Below are 19,378 nucleotides of genomic sequence, written 5' to 3'. Positions count from 1 at the left end.
GCATCTTACACGCGGCGGCCCCCGCGAAGGAACCGCTTCAGCCGACCCCGCAGCTCCTTCCACGCGCCGCGCGTCCGGCCCACCTCCAGGAGCAGCGCCGCGGCCGAGAGCCTGGGCAGCTCGAGGCGCCGGAGCTCGGCCCGGATCGCCTCGAAGCCCGCGGCGACCGCCGCCGGATGATCGGTGTGCGCGAGCGCCACGCGGAGGCGTTCGGCGAGGCGGCGCTCGCGTCGACGTCGCGAGGGGGCGTCGGGCTTGCAGACCGCCAGGACCGCCACGGAGTGGTGCACCCGCGCGCCGCCGGCGGCGAGGCGGTGCAGCAGGTCGTCGTGCGCCGCGCCGCCGAGGGCGGGGCCGGACCGGTTCGCGCGGAGCCACTCCGTCCGGAGGAGCGTCGCCTGCCGGGCCGGGATCCCCTGGAGCCAGCGGAGGTCCACGCGCCCCTCGCGGAGCCGCGCGCAGGCGTCGCCGAGGTCGGCCGCGACGCGGAGCGCCTCGTCGCCGCGGGCGTGCCGCTCGAGGTGGTGGCCGAGGATGGCGTCCGCGTCGGGCGGCGCGCCCTCGAGGGCGCGAGAGAGGGCCTCCGTCGAGGCGAGCGTGTCGCCGGCGTCGAGGAGGAGCACCCAGCGGCCCCGGGCGGCGGCCGCCGCTGCGGTCAGCGCGCCGGCGCGATCGGCACCGGGCGCGCCGTCGATCTGGATCGCCTCGCGGCGCGCGAGGTCCTGGCGCTCGACGCTCTCGAGCGTGGCCGCGAGCGCCGCCGCGTCGTCGCCTCGCCTGGAGACGACCACCGCGACGGTGACGAGCGGCTCGGCTCCCGGCTGCGCGACTGCGTCGGCCGCGGCGGAGGTGGTCGCGCCGGGGACGGCCACGATGGGTACGGTCGCGGCGGGGGCGGGCGCGGCAGCGGACGAAGCCGCGCTGCCGGCCGGGAGCGCGCCCGGCGCCGCGCGTGCGGCTCGCGGCGCGGCGGGGATCGCGAGCGGATCGAAGGCGTCGAGCGGCGCGGTCGGCTGCACGTCGGCGGTCGGGGCGCAGACGAAGTCGAGGAGCGCGGGCGCGCAGCGCGTCCACTTCCGCCAGGCGTGCAGGGCTTCCCACCGCGCGCGGGCGCCCAGCTCGGCGCGCCGGGAGAAGTCCAGCGGCCGCGGACGGGCCGGGTCGTAGAGGAGGCCGTTGACGCCGGACACGATGTACTCGCTCATCGTCGGGCGATCCGGCGCCACCACCAGGAACCCCATCGCGAGCGCCTCGAGGAAGGACAGCCCGATGCCCTCCCGAAGTCGCGGGGCGAAGTAGACGTTGTGCCGGACGAGATCGGCCACTGCCTCGGCGCGGGAGGGGAACCACGCCGTGGTCCGGATCGCGTAGCGCTCGACGTCCTCCGGCGACGGCGCGACGAAGGCGCCGGCGGAGGGATCGATCGCGCGATGGATCGTGAACGGGCGGAACGGGGCGTCGCCGAGGAGCGGCCGGATCGTCTCCCAGGTCACGTCCTGCTGCCGCTGCCAGAAGTAGCCGGCCAGCTCCGGCGCCGTGCTCGCCCGGCCGAGCCGCGACGGGTCCGGGGCGTAGCGCGCGAAGCGGGCGCGCGCGCCGAGGCGCTGCAGCCGCTCGTGCAGCGTGCTGCTGAAGGAGACGATCTTGACGCCGTCGAGGGCGCGCCAGAAGGAGTCCGGCATCGCGTGACAGCCGTCGTACATCGGGAAGAAGGTGACGTTCCGGAGCCTCGCCGCGGCGAGCTGGCGAGCCACCGGCTCCGCCTGCCACACGACGACCGCGTCGAGCTCGCTCGACGTCAACGGCGCCGCGTCGAACGGCTCCCCCGTGCGCCACCCGTCGTACCAGAAGTCCACGAGCTCGGCCCGCTCGCGCAGCAGGTCGCGGAAGAAGGCCGAGGAGCCGGTGGTCCGGTGGTACGAGTGGCCGCAGAAGGCGATCTTCATCGGAGTGGTGGCCGTGAACCTTCGCAGGCGGTCCGACCGCGCGCAACCGGTATCGCGACGACCGGGCCGGCGCGCGCGGCGTTCGCGCCCGCGCTCCGGCACGCGATGGCCGTGCACGCGCGATCCCATTGTCGCGGGTTCGAGCGTGCGGGTAGGATGGCGGCCCGTCCTCGGAGAACCATGTCCCCCGGCACGCTCCTCGATGCTCGCGCCTCCGTCCGTCCGAGGCGAGGCGCGCTCGACGCGCGCCGCGGCGGGCCCGCGCCGATGTCCGCGGGCCCCTCAGGTCGCAGTCGCTCGGTGCTCGAGCCCGGGTGGCCGACCCTGTGAGCGTCCGGTCCAGGCTCGGAGCCCTGGCGAGGTCGCTCCGGGGCGAACGGGACGGCAGGCTGGCCGTCGTGCTGCAGGCGACGGGCAGCCACGCGTGGGCGGTCTCCGGCGGGTGGGTGGCCGCGGGCCGCGCGCTCCACGTCCTCGGGACGGCGTTCCGGCCGAGGGCGAGGTGGGGCGCCGAGGACGTGGACGACGACGACGGGCTCGCCGACTTCCTCGCGTGCGCTGGACCGGATCGGGTGCTCCTGCTGCTCGGGTTCGACTGGCACTCCCAGATGCTGCACCGATCGGAGCGGTGGCGCTCGCTGTGGAGAGGGACCCGGGCGAGGCGGGTGCTCTACGTCCAGGAGTCCATCTCGAACGCCGGCCGCCTCACCGGGACGAACGCGATGGCGCAGGCCTTCCAGTCGGCCGCGTCGCTCTGCGATGGGATCGTGTTCACCGACGTGGCGGACCGACCGCTGATCGAGGCCGCCGGTCGGCCCAGCCTCTGGCAACCGTTCGGCGCCGACGCGAACCTCTTCCGCCCCGTGGTGCCGTACGAGGAGCGCGTCGCCGGCGCGTTCTTCCGGGGGAAGACCGAGGCGTTCGCGCACGACGCCGAGTACTCGGACCGGCGCCGGATCCTGGACCACCTCCTGCGCCGGGACCTCGTCACCTTCATCCCGTACGCCCCGAAGCCGGTGAAGCCGTCGGCGCTCGCGCGGGACTTCAACCGCTATCAGCTCGCGGTGAACCTCCCGTCCGTGTTCGGCAGCCACCCCACGCGCGTGCTCGAGGGGCTCGCCTGCGGCTGCTGCGTCCTCACGAACCGGACCGGGGTGCCCGCGCTGGACGCGCTGTTCCGGGAGGGCGTGGAGCTCGTCTATTACCGGGACGAGCTGGATCTCGCCGAGGCCATCGCGCGGCTCCGGAGAGATCCGGCGCAGGGCCGAGTCATCGCCGCGAGTGGACGGAGCGCGGTCCTGGAGCGGTTCGCGTTGCCCCGGCTCCTCCAGCAGATCCTCGCGTGGTCGGACGACCTCGCGCGGCGGTGAGGGCGGGGGTGCGGGGGCGTTCGCCCGCTCAGCACCGGCCGATGGGGCGAGGATCCGAGATGGCGAGCGAGAGCTCGTGCGCGAGCTGCTCCGTGAACGTGTCCTGGTTGTAGCGGCGCTCGGCGAGTTCGCGGGCCCGCCGCCCCATCTCGCGACAGCGCGGCTCGTCCGACGCGAGCGTGCGCAATGCGTCTCGCCACCCCGCGACGTCGCCGGGCTCGACCCACAGGCCGATCCCCTCCGCCTCGACGTCGATGTCCACGAGCCTGTTCCGGGTCATGATCACGGGCTTGCCGAGCCCGAGCGCGTCCACGAGGCTCGTCAGCCCCGCGAGGCCAGGGGTGTTCACGAGCGGGATCGCGAGGACGCGTGCGCCACGGCAGAGCCTCAGGACCTCCGGGTACGGGATGTGGGGGCCGGCCTCGTAGACGGGCATGACCCGGACGTGCTTCGAGGCGAACGGTGGGCGAGGTGGCGTTCCGGCGACGAGGGTCGAGAGCCCCTCGGCGTCCGCCGCCGAGGCCAGCGTGTCGTGATCCCTGAAGCTCTTCCCGACGCTGACGATCAGCGGCTCCGCCGGGAGCTCGTCGTTCCCCTGGGTGGGCTCACCGTAGAAGCGAAGCTCCGGCCCCCAGTCCAGCACGCGCGTCCGCTCCTCGGGGACGGCGAACCGTCCCGCGAGCAGCGCTTGCACCTCGCGGCTGAGGCACAGCAGGCGCGTGTGGCCGGCGACGAACGCCTCGCCGGCGCGATCGTGCGCGATCTCGTGATGCGCGAGAGCGACGACGGGCGTCCGGAGCAGCCGGCGCGTGTGGAGCCGCGCGAGCAGCCCGCTCGTGTACTGGCACGCCGAGTAGATGACGTCGCAGTCGATTTGGAGCCAGGCGCGGAGCTGCTGATCGAGGTCACCCCAGGTCTTCGGCGTGTGCGGCTCGAGGAAGCGCGTGAGCCTCGGCAGCCCCGTGTACGGCGGGATGACGACGTCGAAGCCGTGCTCGTCGAGCCCGGCCGCGCCCCAGAGGTGATGCCCAGGGTAGGTCCCGGCGCGCCATCCGCGCAGGGCGCTCTCCATCGGGTAGTTGTTGAGCAGCAGGACTCTCGGACGCGCTCTCATTTCGCTTCTCCTGTGACCGCCCCTTGCGCATGCGCGATGCGCAGGGCGGTCCAGTATCCTCGGTGCAGCAGCGCCACATCCCACGGCTCCATCGGGAGCCCGGCCGCGCTTCGCAGCCGCGCCAGGCGGTCGAGCTCCAGCGCGGAGCGCACGAGCTGGCGGTGCACATCCTTCACCTTCGCCCAGAGATCTTCGGAGGCCGCGATCCCCGCCCAGCGGCGGAGCGCCTCCGCGCCGCCGCGATCCGTCAGCGCACGACGCGCGGCGCCGTGGCGGCGCCGCCGCGCGAGCTCGGCCTCGAGGAGCATCGGGCCTGTGCGCCTCGTGATCGCGCCGGCGTAGTAGCGGAGGTCCAGCCCCCGCTCCGCGAGCCGGTACCCGAGCTCGACGTCCTCGCAGCCATCGTGCAGCGACGGGTCGAACAGCCCGCCCTCGACGAGGAAGCCGCGCTTGCAGGAGCACCGTGCGCCCCAGAAGGACGTGAAGTCGAGCGGGGCTCCGTCCTGCAGGCTGGCGTACGAGACGGGGAAGCCTTCGACGTGCGTGACGAAGTGGGCGAGCGGCTCCGTCGCCTGCGCGGGGGCGACCGCGGTCGCTCCGAGGACGGCGTGGGTCACCGCCGGCGCGGCGCGGTGCGAGCGGACGTGGACCTCGAGCAGGCCCGGATCGGCGACGCCCTCGTCGTCGAAGAAGAGCACGACCTCGCCACGCGCCGCGAGCGTCGCGTGGTTGCGGGCGGCGGCCCGCCCAGGGGAGGGGGGGCGCTCGACGCGGAGCGGCAGCGCGCGTTCGAACGAGCGCGCGAGCTGCCGGCCCTCGTCCCCGCGCGCGTCCATGATCAGGATCTCGAACGCCCGAGGATCCAGCGTCTGGTCGCGCAGGCTCTCGAGCTTGCTCCGGAGGAGCTCGGCGCCCACATCGGCGGAGATCACGACGCTGAGCGATGGAGTCGTCTTCGACATGCTTGCTCCGTGGCCCGATGGTCCGATCAGACGATTGGTCCGATCAGACGATGTATTCCGCAGGGGCGCCCGCGACGGTTCCGGCGGGCGTCTCGGCGACGGTGAACAGCGCGGCGAGCGCGTCCCGGACGGCGTGTTCCGAGAAGCGCCGCTGCAGGTGCTGAAGCGAGCTCTTCGCGATGCGAGCCCACAGGAGCTCGTCCTGGTACAGCCGAACGACCGCCTCGGCGAACGCCTCGGCGTCCCCGGCGACGAGGGCGTTCTCGCCATGCGCGAGCTGCATCCCTTCCGCGCCGATAGGGGTCGTCACCAGCGGCACCCCATGGCTCATCGCCTGCCCGATCTTCCCCTTCATGCCCGCGCCGAAGCGCAGGGGGGCGACGAAGACGCGCGTCGCATCGAACCAGGGCTCGACGTCCGGCACGTAGCCGAGGACGTCCACGCATGGAGAGGCGAGCGCCAGCAACTTGGCCGGCGGCTTGCTCCCGATGACGTGCAGGACGACCTCGGGGAGGCGCTGCCGCACGCGCGGCAGGATCTCGGAGACGAACCACTCCACCGCGTCCACGTTGGGGGTGTGATCGTATCCGCCGATGAACATCAGGTCCTTGCGATCCGCCCACGAGCGGCTCGTCGGGCGGCATTCGTGGATGTTCGGGAGGACGTCCACCTGGACGCCCGGGCATTCGGCGCGAAGCGTCTGCTGCTCCTCCGCCGAGATGGCGAGGACACGATCGGCGGTGCTCGCGGCGAGCCGCTCGATCGCGCGAAAGCGCGCCGCCTCGGCGCGCTGCGAGGGGTCGCCGCTCAGCGCGGCGGCGCGCTCCAGGCGCACCCAGTGGAGATCCACCGTGTCGTAGATGACCGTCGCGTGCACGGCGAACGCCCGCACCGCGGGCAGGAAGCAAAGGTACACATCCGGGCGGGAGAGCACCGCGAACCGGTACCGGTGCCCCTCGGCGGAGAGGTGGGCGAAGGCATCGGCGAGCCCCTGGATGACCTCGATCCCGAGATCGCGGATGTCGTTCGCGTAGCGCGGCCTCGGCTCCGTGCTCATCGAGACGAACGTCACCTCGTGACCGAGCGCCCGCAGCAGCTTCAGGGTCGCGAACATTCGCACCGACCCCGAGTCCTGGTCGGGCGTCAGCACCCAGACGTCACAGACGAGCACGCGCCCCGGGCCGGGGTCCGGCACGAGCTGGGGCGCACGCCCTACGAGCTCGTTCGAGAGAGCGAGCGCGCGCGAGGGCTGTGGGAGCGGGGTGGTGATCCGACCCTGCTGCACGCCGTGAGCGAGGTGATGGGCGAGGGGGCTCGCCCCGGAGGCGGCGACGTCCGGATAGCGATCGAGGTAGTACTTGGTGTCGAACCCCGGGCCCGGATCCGTCCACCGCTGGTTCCGGATATAGTGGACGAGCGGGTTCTTCCCCGGCGCGCCCGCCTCGGGGTGACGTGCCACGTACCAGGCGGTGTCGAAGAACGGGTTCGGCTCGACGCCTGCAGCCGCGCCATGCACGAGGTAGTGCCGGACGGGATCCTTTCGCGCGCGGCCGCGGTCGCCAAGCTGGAGCTGCGCGATGTAGTGATCGGCTTGGAACAGGCCCGACGAGCGGATCAGGGCCGAGTACTTCCGGAGTCGGACCATGCGCAGCGGCCCGTGCGAGGCGAGGGCCTGCGCGGCGCGCTCGAGCGCGGTGCGCCATCGCGGTCGCCCGCGGACCGGGTGGAGCGCCTCGGTGCGCTCCCGCAGCGAATCGAGCCCCGTGTTCACCCGGGCGAGATCCCGCCGCGTCTCGGCGAGCGCCTGCTGGCACGCCTTGATGCGGTCCCGCGCAGCGGCGGACTGCCGTGCGTGCTCGGCGTGCGCCCGGGCGCACGAGTCCACGCAGTGTTCCGACGCGGCAGACTGCTGCTCGACCGTCCGCCGGAGTGCCGCGAACTCCAGCGCGAGCCGACGGCGCTCCGCGATGTCCGTCATCCGGCCACCGAGCTGCGCGAACGTCGCGCGGATCCGGGCCGCGTCCTCTGGCGACGCCGACGCCAGCCGGAGCGCGCTCTCCGGAGGCGCCCCTCCCACGAGCAGCACGCCGAGGCCGTGCGAGTGCGGAAAGGCGAAGTGCGGGTAGCGGCCGCTGATCTCGTCCCAGAACCGCCACACCCCGAACTCGGGGAGGCGGACGTTCGTGTCGTGGAAGAGCACCACCGCCGACGGGCTGAGCTTGGGGAGCCAGGTCTCGAAGTCGTGCTTCACTCCGTCGTAGGTGTGCAATCCGTCCACGTGGAGGAGGTCGATCGACCCGTCCGCGAAGCTCGAGACCGCCTGGTCGAAGGTGGAGCGGATGAGACTCGAGAAGGACCCGAACCGTTCGTCGTGGTACCGACGGACCTCCTTGTAAATCTCCTCACCGTAGAACCCGGCATGGGGGTCGCCGGCCCAGGTGTCCACCGCGAAGCAGGAGGTGGGCAGCGAAAGGCGCTGCACGGCCTGGCAGAACGCGGAGTAGCTGTCGCCGCGGTGCGTGCCGAGCTCCACCAGCACCCGGGGGCGCAGCGCCTCGACGCACCAGAAGGCGAACGGTATGTGGCCGTGCCACGACGTGACGTCGGAGAGACGCTCCGGCACGTCCAGCACGATGCTCTCGACTGGAAAGCTCGACGAATCCTTCATTGTCCCCCCCCCAACGTCTTCACGGGCGTCGGGCTGGCCCCGCCTGGCCCGCGCCCTGTCCTCAGCTTGCCGCCGTGCCGGCACCGCCTTTCTCGACGGATCGCGCGGGCGGTCTCGCCGTCGCGCCGGACATCTCTCGCGCGCGGTACTCGGCGAGATATCGCTCGGCGATCCGTGACCAGTCGAGCGCCGCGACATGCTTGCGCCCCGCTTCGGCGAGCGCGGCACGTCGCGCCGGCGAGCCGAGCAGCTCCGCGACGGCCGCGGCGAACGCGTCGGGATCGTCGCGGATGAGCGCCTGCTCGCCGTCCACGAGCGCGAGCCCCTCGAGCCCCTTCGACGAGCCGACCACGGGGACGCGAGCGGCGAAGTAGTCGAGCACCTTCATGCGGGTTCCCCCGCCGCTGCGGAGCGGCACCACCGCGACGTCCGCGTCGAGCAGGTAGGGTGCCACCTCGGGCACCGAGCCGGTGAACACGATGTCCGCGTGCGGCGACGAGGCGGGCGGGAACGGACCCACGGCGAGCACCTTCGGACGGATCCCCCGCTGGTGCAGGCGCGGCAGGATCTCGTCGGCGAGGACCTGCACGGCGTCGAGGTTCGGCGGGTACTGATACGTACCGTGGTAGACGAGGAGCGGGCAGTCCGGCGGGAGCCCAAGGAGGCGCCGCGTGTCGAGGCGCGCCGCGCGCTCGAACGCGGCGAGATCGACGCCGTGAGGGATGACGCGGACCTTCTCCGGCGGTACGCCGTCGCGGACCAGGGCGTCCCGGTCATCGTTCGAGACCGCCACCACCACGTCGACGCGGTCACAGAGCCGGAGCTCGAGCCCCCGGAGCCAACGACGAACGCTCTCCGGGAGATCCGGGTGTTGCGCCGCGATCCGCTGGTACTCGACGTTGTGCTCGACGATCGCGGCGACGCCCCCGAGGAGGCGTCGCGCGCGCAGGCAGGGCTTCGCGTACGCAGGGAACTCCGCCTGGTACCGCCGCACGCCGTGGCGAACGGCGATGTAGAGCGCGCGGACCACGAAGCCCCAGTCCACCGCCGCGTGATAGAGGAAGGCGTCGTCCGATGGGAGGCCCGCCGCGAGGAGGCGCTTGCGTACCCGTTCCCGACGCGGCGTGACCTTCCGGATGAGCCACGGGTAACGCAGCTCGTCGTGACGCCCGCCTTGGTAGCGGTGGTACCGCTTCGGATCGTCGGTCACCAGATACACGGCCGAGGCGCTCTCGGCGAGCCCACGGGCGGTCCGATCGATCTTGACCGCTGCACCGTGATCGGCCGGGAAGACGTCGCTCCGCGTGACCATCAGGATGGCGTCGCTCCGTGTCGGAAGGAGCGCGCGCAAGAAGGACGCGGTCGCGCCGCGCAGGCGGCGACGGAGCGGGACAGAGGGGAAGGCAGGCAACGTCGGAGCATGGCGCTCGGGAGCCGAAAGCGAGGCCGTGAGCAGCGGGCGCAGCCCGCGCTCCGGTCGCCGCGGCTCGCGCAGGAACGCGTGGACCGGCTCGATCGTCCGCGCATAGTGGAGCCGCTCCTCCACGAGGCGGCGAGCGTTCCGGGACTTCGTGGTCCACTCCTCGCGCGAAGTGAAGATGCGGCGCATCACCTCCGGTATCTGCCCGGGATCGTCCACTACCCAGCCCGCGTCGTACGCCTCGATCCAGCCGGCGAGCTCCGTGTACCTGTTGCAGAGCACCGGGAGCCCGTTGCGCAGGAAGTCGGCCGAACGGAACGACTGGCTGAACTCCCGCTCGAGGTTGTAGTCGGCGAGCTCGACCCCGACGTGGCCGGTCGTGGCGAGGAACGTCTGCATCTCGCCGTACGGGAGGAGGTCGTGCGAGGTGACCCGCTCCGAGCTCCAGCGCCGCGGCTGTGCGTCGGCGCCGCCGTACACGTATCGCCCCTCGAAGAGATCCAGCCGCGCCGGTCCTTGTGGGAGCGCGGCGACGAGCGGCTCGAAGTAGGCCTCGGTGCGTCGCCACGGCCAGCTCACGCCGCCGGTGACGAAGCGCCATTCGCCGTCCCCGGGCGCGCGCGGCTCCGCCGCCCTCGGCTCGGTGGAGATGGGCACGACCGCCACGGGCGCGCCGGTCGCGCACCGAAAGCCGGCGAGGATGAGCCAGGGCAGGAGGAAGTGGCGCTGGCGCTCGTTGCCGGCGAGGAACAGGTCGGCGCGGCGATACAGCCGTACGAGGCGATCGGCCTCCGCCGTGAGATCGCGGTCCTCGAACAGGTTCTCCAGGATCCGCGGCGCCACCACGTCCACGATGATGGGGAACGCGTACCGCTCGGGGAAATGCTCCAGCAGCTCCCAGTACCCGACGAGGACCGCGGCGGGCCGCTCCCGCTCGATCTCGGCGAGCAGGTCCGGACCGTCCCGGTAGGTCCGCACGCGGATCCCCGCCGGCACCGCCGCATCGGCCCGGGCGTGCCGCGCGAGCACGTCGGGGTAGAGGTGGACGACCTCGACGCCGCGCTCCACGAGCGCCCGAGCGAGGTAGTACGCGCGGACGCTGTTGCCGGCGACGACGGCGGCAGGATCGAAGAACGTGCCGTAGGTGACGAGGCAGACCTTCATGCGCTTGCCGAGCCTGTGCGTTCGAGCGGCGCGAGGGGCCGCGGCCGAGCGCCCGGAGGCCGCGCTCGCGATCGGGGAGCGGGGTTCACCATCGATGCGTTCATTCTAGGTTGCTCTCCCTTGCGGCCCGCCCCGCCTCCGGGGCCGCGGATGCGAGCAGTCCCAGCAGCAGGACGGGCCAGGGCTGCATGGCGAGCCGATCCGCGGCCGTCGCGAGGTGCCACGCGAGCGGTTTCGGCGTCACCAGGAACCCGGCGACGACGGCCGCATAGAGCAGCGCGGCCGAGACGAATGCCGGGGACCGGAGGACGCCGCGGGGGCGGGCCCCGAGCAGGATCGCGAGGCCCGCGGCCACGGCGAGGAGGTGGAGCTCCGCGCCGGGGAGGACCTTCGCGACCCCACTCAGGATGAGGCTCCATCGGTCACCGTCCATGAGGTGCTGCGCTAGTGCCGTGCGGTTCTGGCCGATGAACTCCTCCGCCCATGGTGGCGCGACGCTCCAGTGAAAGGCGAGCCACGCCGCGGCGGGAAGCGCCGCGCCGGCCGCGAGGGGAACGAGCTCCCGGAGCGAGGCCGCGAGCCCGCGGACGCGCCAGGACAGCAGGGTCCGCGCCAGCACCACGATCGCCGCGGCCGTGAGCCCCTCGTTCTTGGTCCAGCCGGCGAAGCCCAGGAAGAGCCCGCCCAGCACGAGGGCCCGCGCTCGCCCGGGGAAACCGGTCCGCTCGGCCTCGAGCAAAGCCACCAGCGCGACGACGAGGAGCGCCCCGAGTGGAACGTCGGCGTACTGGGAAGCGCCCATGTGGACGTAGCCGGGGGTGCCGAGGAGGAGGATGGCCGCGGTGGCGCCGGCGACCGGTCCCGCGGACGCCGCCACCCCCGCGGCGAGCGTGGCGGCCGCCGCGAGCGTGAAAAGGGCCGCGACGACTGCAGGCGCGAGCGTCGTCTCGCCGGCATATGCCCAGATCCGTGCGACGGAGAGCGGAAGGAGAAGCGGATAGTCGACGTGGCTCCAAGACAGCTCGGGGACGAACGCTTCGCGCCAATCCTCGCCGGCCCGGAAGATGAAGCGGGCACGGTGGTTCCAGATGGCCCACGCGTCCCACCCACCGTGCGGGTGGTCCGCCCCGATGCGGATCAGGCGCCAGAGCGCGAACGCGAGGGCGACTCCGACCAGCGCGGTCGCGAGGACGTTCCAGACCACGCTGCCGGAGGGCAGCACGGGCTCTCGTGCCGCGGAGGCCTGCGATTGCTCTCGTCGCGTCACCCGCCGGCGCCAGGCGGTGAGCGCCAGCCAGAGCAGCATGAGGAGTGGCACCTCGGCGGCCACGTAGCTGCGGCCGAGGGTCCCGCCCGCGAGGAGCCAGAAGAACGACGCCAGCGACACGATCCCGAGTCCCGCCATCGCCGCGGCGGCGACCTTGCCCAGGCGCTGCAGCGCGCAAGGCCGGCCGGCAGCCCAGAGCCCAGAGACGAGCGGCCAGGCCGCAACAGTGGGCAGCGCCACGGCCGCCGCCACTGCAAGGACGCGGGTCATGGCTGCCTCCGACTGAGGGAAAGCCCTTCCGTCACCGCCACCGGACCGAGTCGGAGCTGCGTCTTCAGCCCGGCAACCTCTGGTTGCCGTGGGCCGCCGAGGCCCTCGACTAGGAAGTCGAGTCGGTCGGCACCGCACGCCTTCGCCCCGTCCCTCACGCAATCGCCGACGATGACGCGATGAACGAGGAGCGGCGCGAGCCCGTACTGCGCGAGATAGTAGGGCGCTGGGTCCCCCGCGATCGAGGAGATCGTGTCCGTCGGCAAGAGGACCCCCACGCGTGCGTGGTCGGGCAGCGCCTTGCGAAGGAGCTCGAACTTCGGATCGAGGCCATCTGCCAGGTCCGGGCCGCGCGGCGGAAGAGGATCCCTGACCGCGCGGAGCCACAAGACGCTGGCGATGGTCAGGGCGAGCGCGCTGGCGATGCCGGAGCGATTGAGCACGGAGTGAATACTGCCATGGGATCCGTCGGCACGTGCTGGGAAACCCGTGGCTTGGGGGGAGGCGGGACGAGCTTCGTGAGCTCCATGGCGCCGGTGGATCTCGACAGGGGTGCGGCCTGGCATCGGATGAGAGCTCATCGCAGCGCGCGCGATGCTCCTCGAGCTCGTGTCCCGCGGTGCGCTCCTTGAGCGCCCACGGGCAGGCTGGTACGTTCCAGCGCCGCGCGAGCCCCGGGCGCCCGCGCCGATCCATGACCCACCCATCCACCGAAACAGTCCGCATCGCAGGCGCGCCGCTGGCGGCGCTCCGTCGGAGGCTGACGTCGCTCCTGGGGTTCGGCGGCGCCGACCGCCTGCGTGACGCCACCCCTCAGCTCGACGCGATCGTCAGCCACTGCGAGGTGAACGACCGCCACGGCGTGGGCGTGCTGCTCCGGACCCTGTTCGACTCGTGCGATGACGTGGACGCTCGGTCACAGGCCTCCGGATCGAGGCCAGCGCGACCGGGAATATCGGTGCCGATGCTCGGATCTGGCGGGCCGCGAGCGGTCAGGCGACCGCGTGGAACAGGATCTGGTTCCCGCCCAAGATGCCATGGAAGTACGACCAGACGAGGAGCGCCCGCGCGCTACGAAAGCCGGCTGCGCGGAGATCCTCCATGATCTTCCAGCCGAAGTGCTGGTAACAGAGGATGCCGGCGGCGGGGTTCACCGGGTCGCCGTGGTATTCGGGGGGCTCGAGGTGCTCGATATCCCCCGACCGCGAATGCCGAGCGCGGATGAGGTGGTCGTGTCGGTCCGCGCGGAATGGGGCCGTGGCGAGGAGGAACCCGCCCGGTACGAGGACACGCCTGAACTCATGCAGCGCGTCCTCGTAGGCGGGGACGTGCTCGAGCACGTCACACGTGACGACCGCGTCGAATGACGCATCGGCGAACGTCAGGCGCGTCACGTCCTCGTGCCGCACGCCGTCCCGGATGCTCCCCGACGGAACGTCTGCGCCGAGGTACTCGCTCCCCGTGAGCTTCGGGTAAACGCGCTGGAGGAAACCGAAGACCGGCGTCGTCGCCTCGGTGGCGTAGATCGCGATCGTGGAAGGATCTCGCTCCTCGAGCAGGTGGCGCAACGCAAGCACCGTCGCCCTCTGTCTGCAGTTGAGGCTCGTGAGGGGACTCAGCAGGCGCTCGCGGTAGTTCGGGAGAAGCAGCCCGTCGTCGTCGCGCTGCCACGCATAGTCGAAATCGACGGGGTACTCCACGAACTGTCCTACGCAAGCGTCGTACCCGAGATACTCGAACGGGACGCCGGGGGCGGCGAGGAGACGCTCGAGCGTGGCACGGTTCCGGAGCGCCGGGCCCGCCTTGCCGAGATATTCCTGATATTCGGCGAGACTCGACACCTCCACGAACGCGAGGCGATCGGGCTGCGCGGACGCGTCGACCTGCATGCGCTCGAGCAGCGCCTCACCGAGCCTGCGAGCAACGTCATCCGGGCCGGGCGCTGGCGTCGGCGCGGGACGCTTCGACGGGAAGAATCGTTTCAGAGCACCGACAACGGTCGAAGACATTCGGTCACTATACCGTCGGTACGCTCGCGGTTGCGCTCTTCTCGGGGGGATGCAAGTCACGCGCGCGCACGCAGGAGAATCTCGACGGCGGAGTCGCCGATCGCCGCGTCGCGTTTAGGGGCGCTCCGTCCCGGAAGCTCCTTGAGTGCCTCGGGCATGGACTGGTACGCTTCAGCTCCGCGTGAGCCCGGGCCGCACTCATGACTCGCCGAATCACCACCGAAATCCACACTCAGGGTGCGCCGCGACACCCAGTTCTCCGTCGCCTCGCCGCCCTCTTCGGCCTCGGTCCGGCGCGCGGTCCCGGCCGGCCGCTCGACGCGATCGTCAGCCACTGCGAGGTGAACGACCGCCACGGCGTGGGCGTGCTGCTCCGGACCCTGTTCGGCGCGGGCGAGGACGTGGTCGCGGTCCGGTCCCGGGACGACTACGGCGGCCGCCAGGAGTTCGGCGCGCGCGCGGTGCGGGTGCGGCACCGCCGCGGCTCCCGCGGCGCAGCGCGCCGACGGGTGGCGCGGGCCCTCCGCGGCGTCGGGATCCGCCGCGTCCTCTGCGTGCCGTACTACCCCGACGACGTGATGACGGCGATCGCGCTGCACGACGCGCGCGGCGCCCCGCTCGTCACGTGGATCATGGACGACCAGAACATCCTCGAGCCGTCCATCCCCGACGACCTGATGGCCGAGCTGCTCGCCAAGAGCGGCGTGGCGTTCGCCATCTCGCCCGAGCTCCGGGACGCGTACGCCGAGAAGTACCGCCGCCCGGTCTGGCTCGCCCCGCCGCTGGTCGCCGCCGACCGCGTGCGCCCGCCCGGCGCCGAGGACGTGCCGGTCACGGGCCGGCCGATGGTCATCGGCAACATCTGGGGCGCGCGCTGGTATCAGGACCTCCGGCGCACGGTGCGCGGCACCGGCGTCCGGCTCGACTGGTCGAGCCCGGCGGGGCTCGCGACCTTCTGGGAGGGGTTCGACCGGGACGCGCTCGCCGCGGACGGCGTCGAGGCGGTCGGAGCGCTCCCCGAGCCGGAGTTCGTCGAGCGCCTCCGCGCGGCGCCGTTCGTCGTGGTCCCGTCGGGGACGCTCGACGAGGTGGACGACCGGCCGGGGATCTCGCGCTTCAGCCTGCCGAGCCGGATCGTCTTCGCCGTCGCGGCGGCGCACGCGCCGGTGATCGTCCTCGGCAGCCCGAAGACCGCGGCGGCCCGCTTCGTCGCCGCGCACGGGATCGGCGCGGTGGTCCCGTACGACCCGGAGGCGTTCCGGGCCACGGTCGCCGAGCTCACCACCCCGGAGGCGCAGCGGCGCGTCCGGCTGCGGGCGTCGGGGATCGCCGGCCGCTTCTCGGCGGAGGGCGCCGTCGAGTGGCTGTGGCGCTCGCTCGAGGCCGGGGCGCCGGCGGACGACCGCTTCGAGCGCATCGCGCCGACCATCGCTGCGCCGCCGATCGTGCCGCCGCGGCCTCGCGATCCCCGGCCGGGGGAGTGAACGCGGTCATCGGGACCGCTGGCGGCGCGTTCACGCGACGTCGTCGCCCAGGTGCGGCTCCGTCCCCACCGCCGCGCGTCGCCGGCGGAGCCGGCTCCGCAGGAGCATGCCGACGATCTCGATCGCAGCCAGGACCATCGCGCGGATCCCGAGCTTCGAGCCGCGGGCGTCGCGCCAGGCGCGGAGCGGGACCTCGCGGAAGTCGCTCGCCTGGAGCGGCGGGGCGGAGCCCGAGCCGGAGAGGAGCCGGTCGAGGAGCTCCACGTCGAACACCCACCGCGAGCGGAACGGTGCCGCGATCGCCAGAGCCAGCGCCTCCGTCCGGCGGAACAGCTTCGCGCCGCACTGGGTGTCGTACACGGGCAGGCGGAGCGCGAGCGACGCGACCGTCGCGAAGACGCGTCCCAGGTAGTGCCGCCAAGGCCGGCGTTCGACCGCGGTCCCGAGCAGGCGGACGCGCGAGCCCAGCACGACGGCGGCGCCGCTCTCCTCCATGGAGCGCACGAGCCTGAGGAGCTCCTCCACCGGCGTCGCGAGGTCCGCGTCGGCGTACCCGACGACCTCGGCGCCGCGCTCGAGCGCGGCGGCGAGCCCCTGCCGGACCGCCTCGGCCTTGCCGCGGTTGTGCTCGAGCCGGTGCAGCGCGACGCGCGCCTCGAGTGCCCGCATCGACTCGATCACCTCGGCGGTGCCGTCGCGGGATCCGTCGTCCACGAACAGGAGCCCGAGATCGCGGCGAGCGCGGACGAGCCGCAGGAACTCGGCCCGATCCAGCCGCGCCGCCTCGTCGTAGCAGGGGACGATCAGGACGATCTTCGGCATAGCGCCCACCAGCTCAGGCCGGGAACTTCCCATCCGCGAGCGCTGGCGGCGAGGGAGAAGGCAGTGTCCCACTCCAGGAGACGCTCGACAAGGCGGGTGAGCCTCGGCGGGGCGCTCCACTCGCCGGCATGGCGCTGGCGACGCGCGACCTTGACACGCTCGGCCGACGCCAGGAGCGCGCGAGCGGGGAGGAGGGAGTGGAACAGTCCCCCAGCTCGCTCGATCTCCACGCCGGCGGACGCGAGGAGTCGCCGGCAATCGCCCGGTGTATAGCGCCGGTGGTGCCGGAGCCTCTCGTCATGTGACGAGAAGAGGCAACGCCAGGCGGGGACGCTCAACAGGAGCCGTCCACCGGGGCGCAGGTTGGTGGCCACGAGATCCGTCAGGAACGCACGGTCTTCGGGGACGTGCTCCAGCACGTCGAGGAGGAGCACCACGTCGAACAGCCCGTCCGGGCGCGCCGGCGTGAAGCGGACCGCACCGCCCGCGCCCATGGCGGGGGCGAGCTCCGCGGCGTCGTAGCCGATGTCCCAGCACAGCACCGCGACCCCGGGAGCGGTGGCCGCCACCTGCCGCGCGAACCACCCATCCCCCGCGCCCACGTCGAGGAAGGTCATCCCGTCCGCGTCGAGCCGCGCGCTTCCGAGCACCTCGCGAAAGAAGGCGAACCGCGCCCGCTCCCACGGGTGGCGGCGCTCCGGGGCCCGCGTGCTCTCGATCAGGTCCACCAAGAGCATGCCTACCACGGATCGTCGCACCCCCGCGACAACGCGCCGCAGCAGGCGCTCGGAGGTCACCGGCTCTTCACTCCGGCCGCGAGCACCTCCCGCGTGGTCTCGACGAACGCGCGCGCGGCCTGCGAGGCGGGGGCGCCGCGCCGGCGGATGAGCGCGAGGTTCCAGCCGATGGTGGGGTCGGTGAGCTCGACGCTCCGCACCAGGCCGGGATCGAGCCGCCGGCACATCGTCCAGGGGAGGAGCGCGGCGCCCATGTCCGCGGCGACCATGGCGGCGATGAAGTCCCACTGCCCGCTCTCGCTCGCGACGCGCGGCGAGAACCCCCGCGCGCGGCACGCGTCGAGGATGCGCGGGTGCAGGGCGAAGTCGCGGCTGTACAGGACGAGGGGCGTCGTCGCGAGCTCCGCGAGCCGGAGCCGCTTCCGGTGGGCGAGGGGGTGGGTCGGGGGGAGCACCGCGGCGAGCGCGTCGTGCACGAAGGGGAGGGGATCGAACAGCTCCTCGTCGCACGGGAGCACCGTCACGCCGAGATCGAGGTCGCGCCGCTCCAGCGCGGCCTCGATCTCGCGCGCCCCCTGCTCGCGCAGCTCGAGCGTGATCCCGGGGTGACGGTCGCGGAACGCCCGCAGGACCCCGGGGAAGAAGGCGGCGCCCACCATCGGCGGCAGCCCGACTCGGACCCGTCCCCGGCGCAGCGCCGAGAGGTCCGCCACCTCCTCGTCCATTGCCCGCACCGACCGGAGCACCGCCTCGGAGCGCTCGAACACCACGCGCCCCGCGTCGGTGGGCTCGACCCGCCGGCCCTCCCGGACCAGCAGCGGCACCCCGACCTCGTCCTCGAGGGCCCGCACCGCCTTGCTCACCGCGGACTGCGATCGGTGCAGGACCGCCCCCGCGCGCGTGAAGCCGCGCTGGCGCACCACCTCGACGAAGACCTCCATGTTCCGCAGCTCCACGGGCTCGCTCCCTCTCATTCCAGATCGAGATGGATTCTATCCATAGAATTCATTTCATTCATGCGGCCGGCCGAATTAGGTTCCTCCGCCGTGCCATCCGCTCTCCGCATCGCGCTCGAGGTCTCCGCGCTGGCCGCCTTCTGGGGCGCAGGGACCGTCCTCTCCGCCCTCCTCCACGTCCCGATCCCGGGGCCGGTGTCGGGGATGGCGCTGCTGCTCCTCGCGCTGGAGCTCCGCGTCGTGCGCGCGGAGTGGCTCGAGGCGGGCACGGACTGGCTCCTCCGCCACATGCTGCTGTTCTTCGTCCCCGCGGCGGTCGGGGCGGTCCAGTACCCCGAGCTGCTCGGCGCCGAGGGGCTGCGGGTGCTCGCGGTGGTGACCGCGAGCACCGTGGCCGTGATGGTGGCGACGGGGTACGCGGTCGAGTGCGCGGTCTCGTGCCGGCGCGGAGGTGACCGGTGAGGGCGCTCGCCTGGTTGCTCGCGACCAGCGCGCTCTACGCGGCGGCCCGCGCGCTGTACCGCCGCCGGCCGGCCGTGTGGCTGTCGCCGCTCCTCGTCGTGCCCGCCGCGGTGGTGATGCTGCTGGTCGTCACCGGGGTGCCGTACGCCGCGTACATGGCCGGCGGGAGGTGGCTCGTGGCCCTGCTCGGGCCGACCACCGTGGCCTTCGCGATCCCGCTCCACCGGAACGCCTCGCTCCTCCGGCGGCACGCGGTGGAGCTCGCGGCCGGCGTCGGGACCGGCTCCGCGGTGGCGGTGGTGAGCTCGGCGCTGCTGTCCCGCGCGCTCGGGCTGGGAGCCGTCGAGGCGGCGAGCATGGTGCCGCGCTCGATCACCACGCCGTTCGCGATGACCGTGGCGAGCGCGCTCGGCGGCTCCCCGGTCCTGGCCGCGGTCTTCGTGATCGTCACCGCGCTGGTCGGAATCGTGGTGGGCCGGGTGCTGGTCCGGCGGCTCCCGCTCCGCTCCCCGCTCTCGCGCGGGGCGCTGCTCGGGATGGGCGCGCACGGCGCGGGCACCGCCACCGCCCTCGAGCTGGGCGCCGTCGAGGGGACGGTCGCGGGCCTCGTCATGATCGCGGCGGGGCTGCTCCTCCTCGCGGCGACCCCCGCGCTCCGCCTGGCGCTGCGCGGGGGATAGGCATCGCTCGCCGGCCCGGCGGCCGCCTGCCCGGCGGCGGGCGCGCC

At 73.0% G+C, this 19,378-nt stretch carries 16 protein-coding genes; 4 read left to right on the top strand and 12 right to left on the bottom strand.

All coding sequences use genetic code 11. The features are described 5' to 3' along the window. Positions 1–5 precede the first annotated feature (5 nt). Positions 6–1,946 carry a glycosyltransferase gene (locus MNZ27_RS11445; RefSeq protein ID WP_242394204.1) on the bottom strand — a complete coding sequence of 647 codons (1,941 nt, stop codon included), beginning with the start codon at positions 1,944–1,946 and terminating at the stop codon, positions 6–8. Between the two features lie 398 nt (positions 1,947–2,344). Between MNZ27_RS11445 and MNZ27_RS11440 the strand changes: the two genes are divergently transcribed. Next, complete coding sequence (locus MNZ27_RS11440) at positions 2,345–3,316, top strand: glycosyltransferase family protein (RefSeq protein WP_242394201.1); 972 nt, start codon at positions 2,345–2,347, stop codon at positions 3,314–3,316. A gap of 28 nt (positions 3,317–3,344) precedes the next feature. On the opposite strand, the gene MNZ27_RS11435 is transcribed toward MNZ27_RS11440, so the two are convergent. The 8 genes from MNZ27_RS11435 to MNZ27_RS11400 all read right to left on the bottom strand — a co-directional run bounded on the left by MNZ27_RS11435 (position 3,345) and on the right by MNZ27_RS11400 (position 14,546). Beyond that, on the bottom strand, positions 3,345–4,430 hold the full coding sequence (locus MNZ27_RS11435; RefSeq protein WP_242394199.1) for a glycosyltransferase: 1,086 nt from the start codon (positions 4,428–4,430) through the stop codon (positions 3,345–3,347). Continuing rightward, positions 4,427–5,392, bottom strand: a complete 966-nt coding sequence (locus MNZ27_RS11430) for a glycosyltransferase (RefSeq protein ID WP_242394197.1) — start codon at positions 5,390–5,392, stop codon at positions 4,427–4,429. The genes MNZ27_RS11435 and MNZ27_RS11430 overlap by 4 nt, the downstream gene beginning before the upstream one ends. Before the next feature lie 43 nt (positions 5,393–5,435). Then, positions 5,436–8,060, bottom strand: a complete 2,625-nt coding sequence (locus MNZ27_RS11425; protein ID WP_242394195.1) for a glycosyltransferase — start codon at positions 8,058–8,060, stop codon at positions 5,436–5,438. A gap of 61 nt (positions 8,061–8,121) precedes the next feature. Next, positions 8,122–10,644 carry a glycosyltransferase gene (locus MNZ27_RS11420; protein WP_242394193.1) on the bottom strand — a complete coding sequence of 841 codons (2,523 nt, stop codon included), beginning with the start codon at positions 10,642–10,644 and terminating at the stop codon, positions 8,122–8,124. A 100-nt stretch (positions 10,645–10,744) separates the two neighbouring features. Next, complete coding sequence (locus tag MNZ27_RS11415; RefSeq protein ID WP_242394192.1) at positions 10,745–12,181, bottom strand: hypothetical protein; 1,437 nt, start codon at positions 12,179–12,181, stop codon at positions 10,745–10,747. Continuing rightward, complete coding sequence (locus MNZ27_RS11410; protein WP_242394191.1) at positions 12,178–12,624, bottom strand: hypothetical protein; 447 nt, start codon at positions 12,622–12,624, stop codon at positions 12,178–12,180. The genes MNZ27_RS11415 and MNZ27_RS11410 overlap by 4 nt, the downstream gene beginning before the upstream one ends. A 549-nt stretch (positions 12,625–13,173) precedes the next feature. Beyond that, on the bottom strand, positions 13,174–14,070 hold the full coding sequence (locus MNZ27_RS11405) for a class I SAM-dependent methyltransferase (RefSeq protein WP_242394190.1): 897 nt from the start codon (positions 14,068–14,070) through the stop codon (positions 13,174–13,176). A 176-nt stretch (positions 14,071–14,246) separates the two neighbouring features. Beyond that, positions 14,247–14,546, bottom strand: coding sequence for a hypothetical protein (locus MNZ27_RS11400; protein WP_242394189.1), 300 nt, complete (start codon positions 14,544–14,546; stop codon positions 14,247–14,249). Between MNZ27_RS11400 and MNZ27_RS11395 the strand changes: the two genes are divergently transcribed. Beyond that, complete coding sequence (locus MNZ27_RS11395) at positions 14,532–15,674, top strand: glycosyltransferase family protein (RefSeq protein ID WP_242394188.1); 1,143 nt, start codon at positions 14,532–14,534, stop codon at positions 15,672–15,674. The genes MNZ27_RS11400 and MNZ27_RS11395 overlap by 15 nt on opposite strands. 30 nt (positions 15,675–15,704) lie before the next feature. On the opposite strand, the gene MNZ27_RS11390 is transcribed toward MNZ27_RS11395, so the two are convergent. Genes MNZ27_RS11390 through MNZ27_RS11380 form a run of 3 tightly spaced genes read right to left on the bottom strand, consistent with a single transcriptional unit; the run spans position 15,705 to position 18,207 of the window. Continuing rightward, positions 15,705–16,496 carry a glycosyltransferase gene (locus tag MNZ27_RS11390; RefSeq protein WP_242394187.1) on the bottom strand — a complete coding sequence of 264 codons (792 nt, stop codon included), beginning with the start codon at positions 16,494–16,496 and terminating at the stop codon, positions 15,705–15,707. Next, the gene (locus tag MNZ27_RS11385; RefSeq protein ID WP_242394186.1) at positions 16,478–17,233 is read right to left on the bottom strand and encodes a class I SAM-dependent methyltransferase; all 756 of its coding nucleotides are present in this window, start codon (positions 17,231–17,233) and stop codon (positions 16,478–16,480) included. The genes MNZ27_RS11390 and MNZ27_RS11385 overlap by 19 nt, the downstream gene beginning before the upstream one ends. Before the next feature lie 56 nt (positions 17,234–17,289). Next, complete coding sequence (locus MNZ27_RS11380; protein WP_242394185.1) at positions 17,290–18,207, bottom strand: LysR family transcriptional regulator; 918 nt, start codon at positions 18,205–18,207, stop codon at positions 17,290–17,292. A gap of 72 nt (positions 18,208–18,279) precedes the next feature. Here MNZ27_RS11380 and MNZ27_RS11375 point away from each other — a divergent pair, with 72 nt between their 5' ends. Continuing rightward, positions 18,280–18,651: a CidA/LrgA family protein gene (locus MNZ27_RS11375; protein WP_242394183.1), complete on the top strand. Its 372-nt coding sequence runs from the start codon at positions 18,280–18,282 to the stop codon at positions 18,649–18,651. Continuing rightward, positions 18,648–19,331 (top strand): LrgB family protein, encoded by a 684-nt coding sequence (locus MNZ27_RS11370; RefSeq protein ID WP_242394182.1) that lies wholly within the window; start codon positions 18,648–18,650, stop codon positions 19,329–19,331. Before MNZ27_RS11375 ends, MNZ27_RS11370 begins: the two co-directional genes overlap by 4 nt. Positions 19,332–19,378 lie beyond the last annotated feature (47 nt).

It is taken from the genome of Anaeromyxobacter oryzisoli (genome assembly GCF_022690765.1).
Lineage (GTDB): Bacteria > Myxococcota > Myxococcia > Myxococcales > Anaeromyxobacteraceae > Anaeromyxobacter > Anaeromyxobacter oryzisoli.
The sequence above is the reverse complement of the archived record's forward strand: the minus strand, read 5'-3'. Positions and strand labels throughout refer to the sequence as shown.

Bases quoted from the DNA above. Each gene is read 5' to 3' on its own strand.
- MNZ27_RS11435 (WP_242394199.1), bottom strand. From the start codon at position 4,430: ATGAGAGCGCGTCCGAGAGTCCTGCTGCTCAACAACTACCCGATGGAG.
- MNZ27_RS11445 (WP_242394204.1), bottom strand. From the start codon at position 1,946: ATGAAGATCGCCTTCTGCGGCCACTCGTACCACCGGACCACCGGCTCC.
- MNZ27_RS11385 (WP_242394186.1), bottom strand. From the start codon at position 17,233: ATGCTCTTGGTGGACCTGATCGAGAGCACGCGGGCCCCGGAGCGCCGC.
- MNZ27_RS11430 (WP_242394197.1), bottom strand. From the start codon at position 5,392: ATGTCGAAGACGACTCCATCGCTCAGCGTCGTGATCTCCGCCGATGTG.
- MNZ27_RS11425 (WP_242394195.1), bottom strand. From the start codon at position 8,060: ATGAAGGATTCGTCGAGCTTTCCAGTCGAGAGCATCGTGCTGGACGTG.
- MNZ27_RS11415 (WP_242394192.1), bottom strand. From the start codon at position 12,181: ATGACCCGCGTCCTTGCAGTGGCGGCGGCCGTGGCGCTGCCCACTGTT.
- MNZ27_RS11420 (WP_242394193.1), bottom strand. From the start codon at position 10,644: ATGAAGGTCTGCCTCGTCACCTACGGCACGTTCTTCGATCCTGCCGCC.
- MNZ27_RS11405 (WP_242394190.1), bottom strand. From the start codon at position 14,070: ATGCAGGTCGACGCGTCCGCGCAGCCCGATCGCCTCGCGTTCGTGGAG.
- MNZ27_RS11380 (WP_242394185.1), bottom strand. From the start codon at position 18,207: ATGAGAGGGAGCGAGCCCGTGGAGCTGCGGAACATGGAGGTCTTCGTC.
- MNZ27_RS11390 (WP_242394187.1), bottom strand. From the start codon at position 16,496: ATGCCGAAGATCGTCCTGATCGTCCCCTGCTACGACGAGGCGGCGCGG.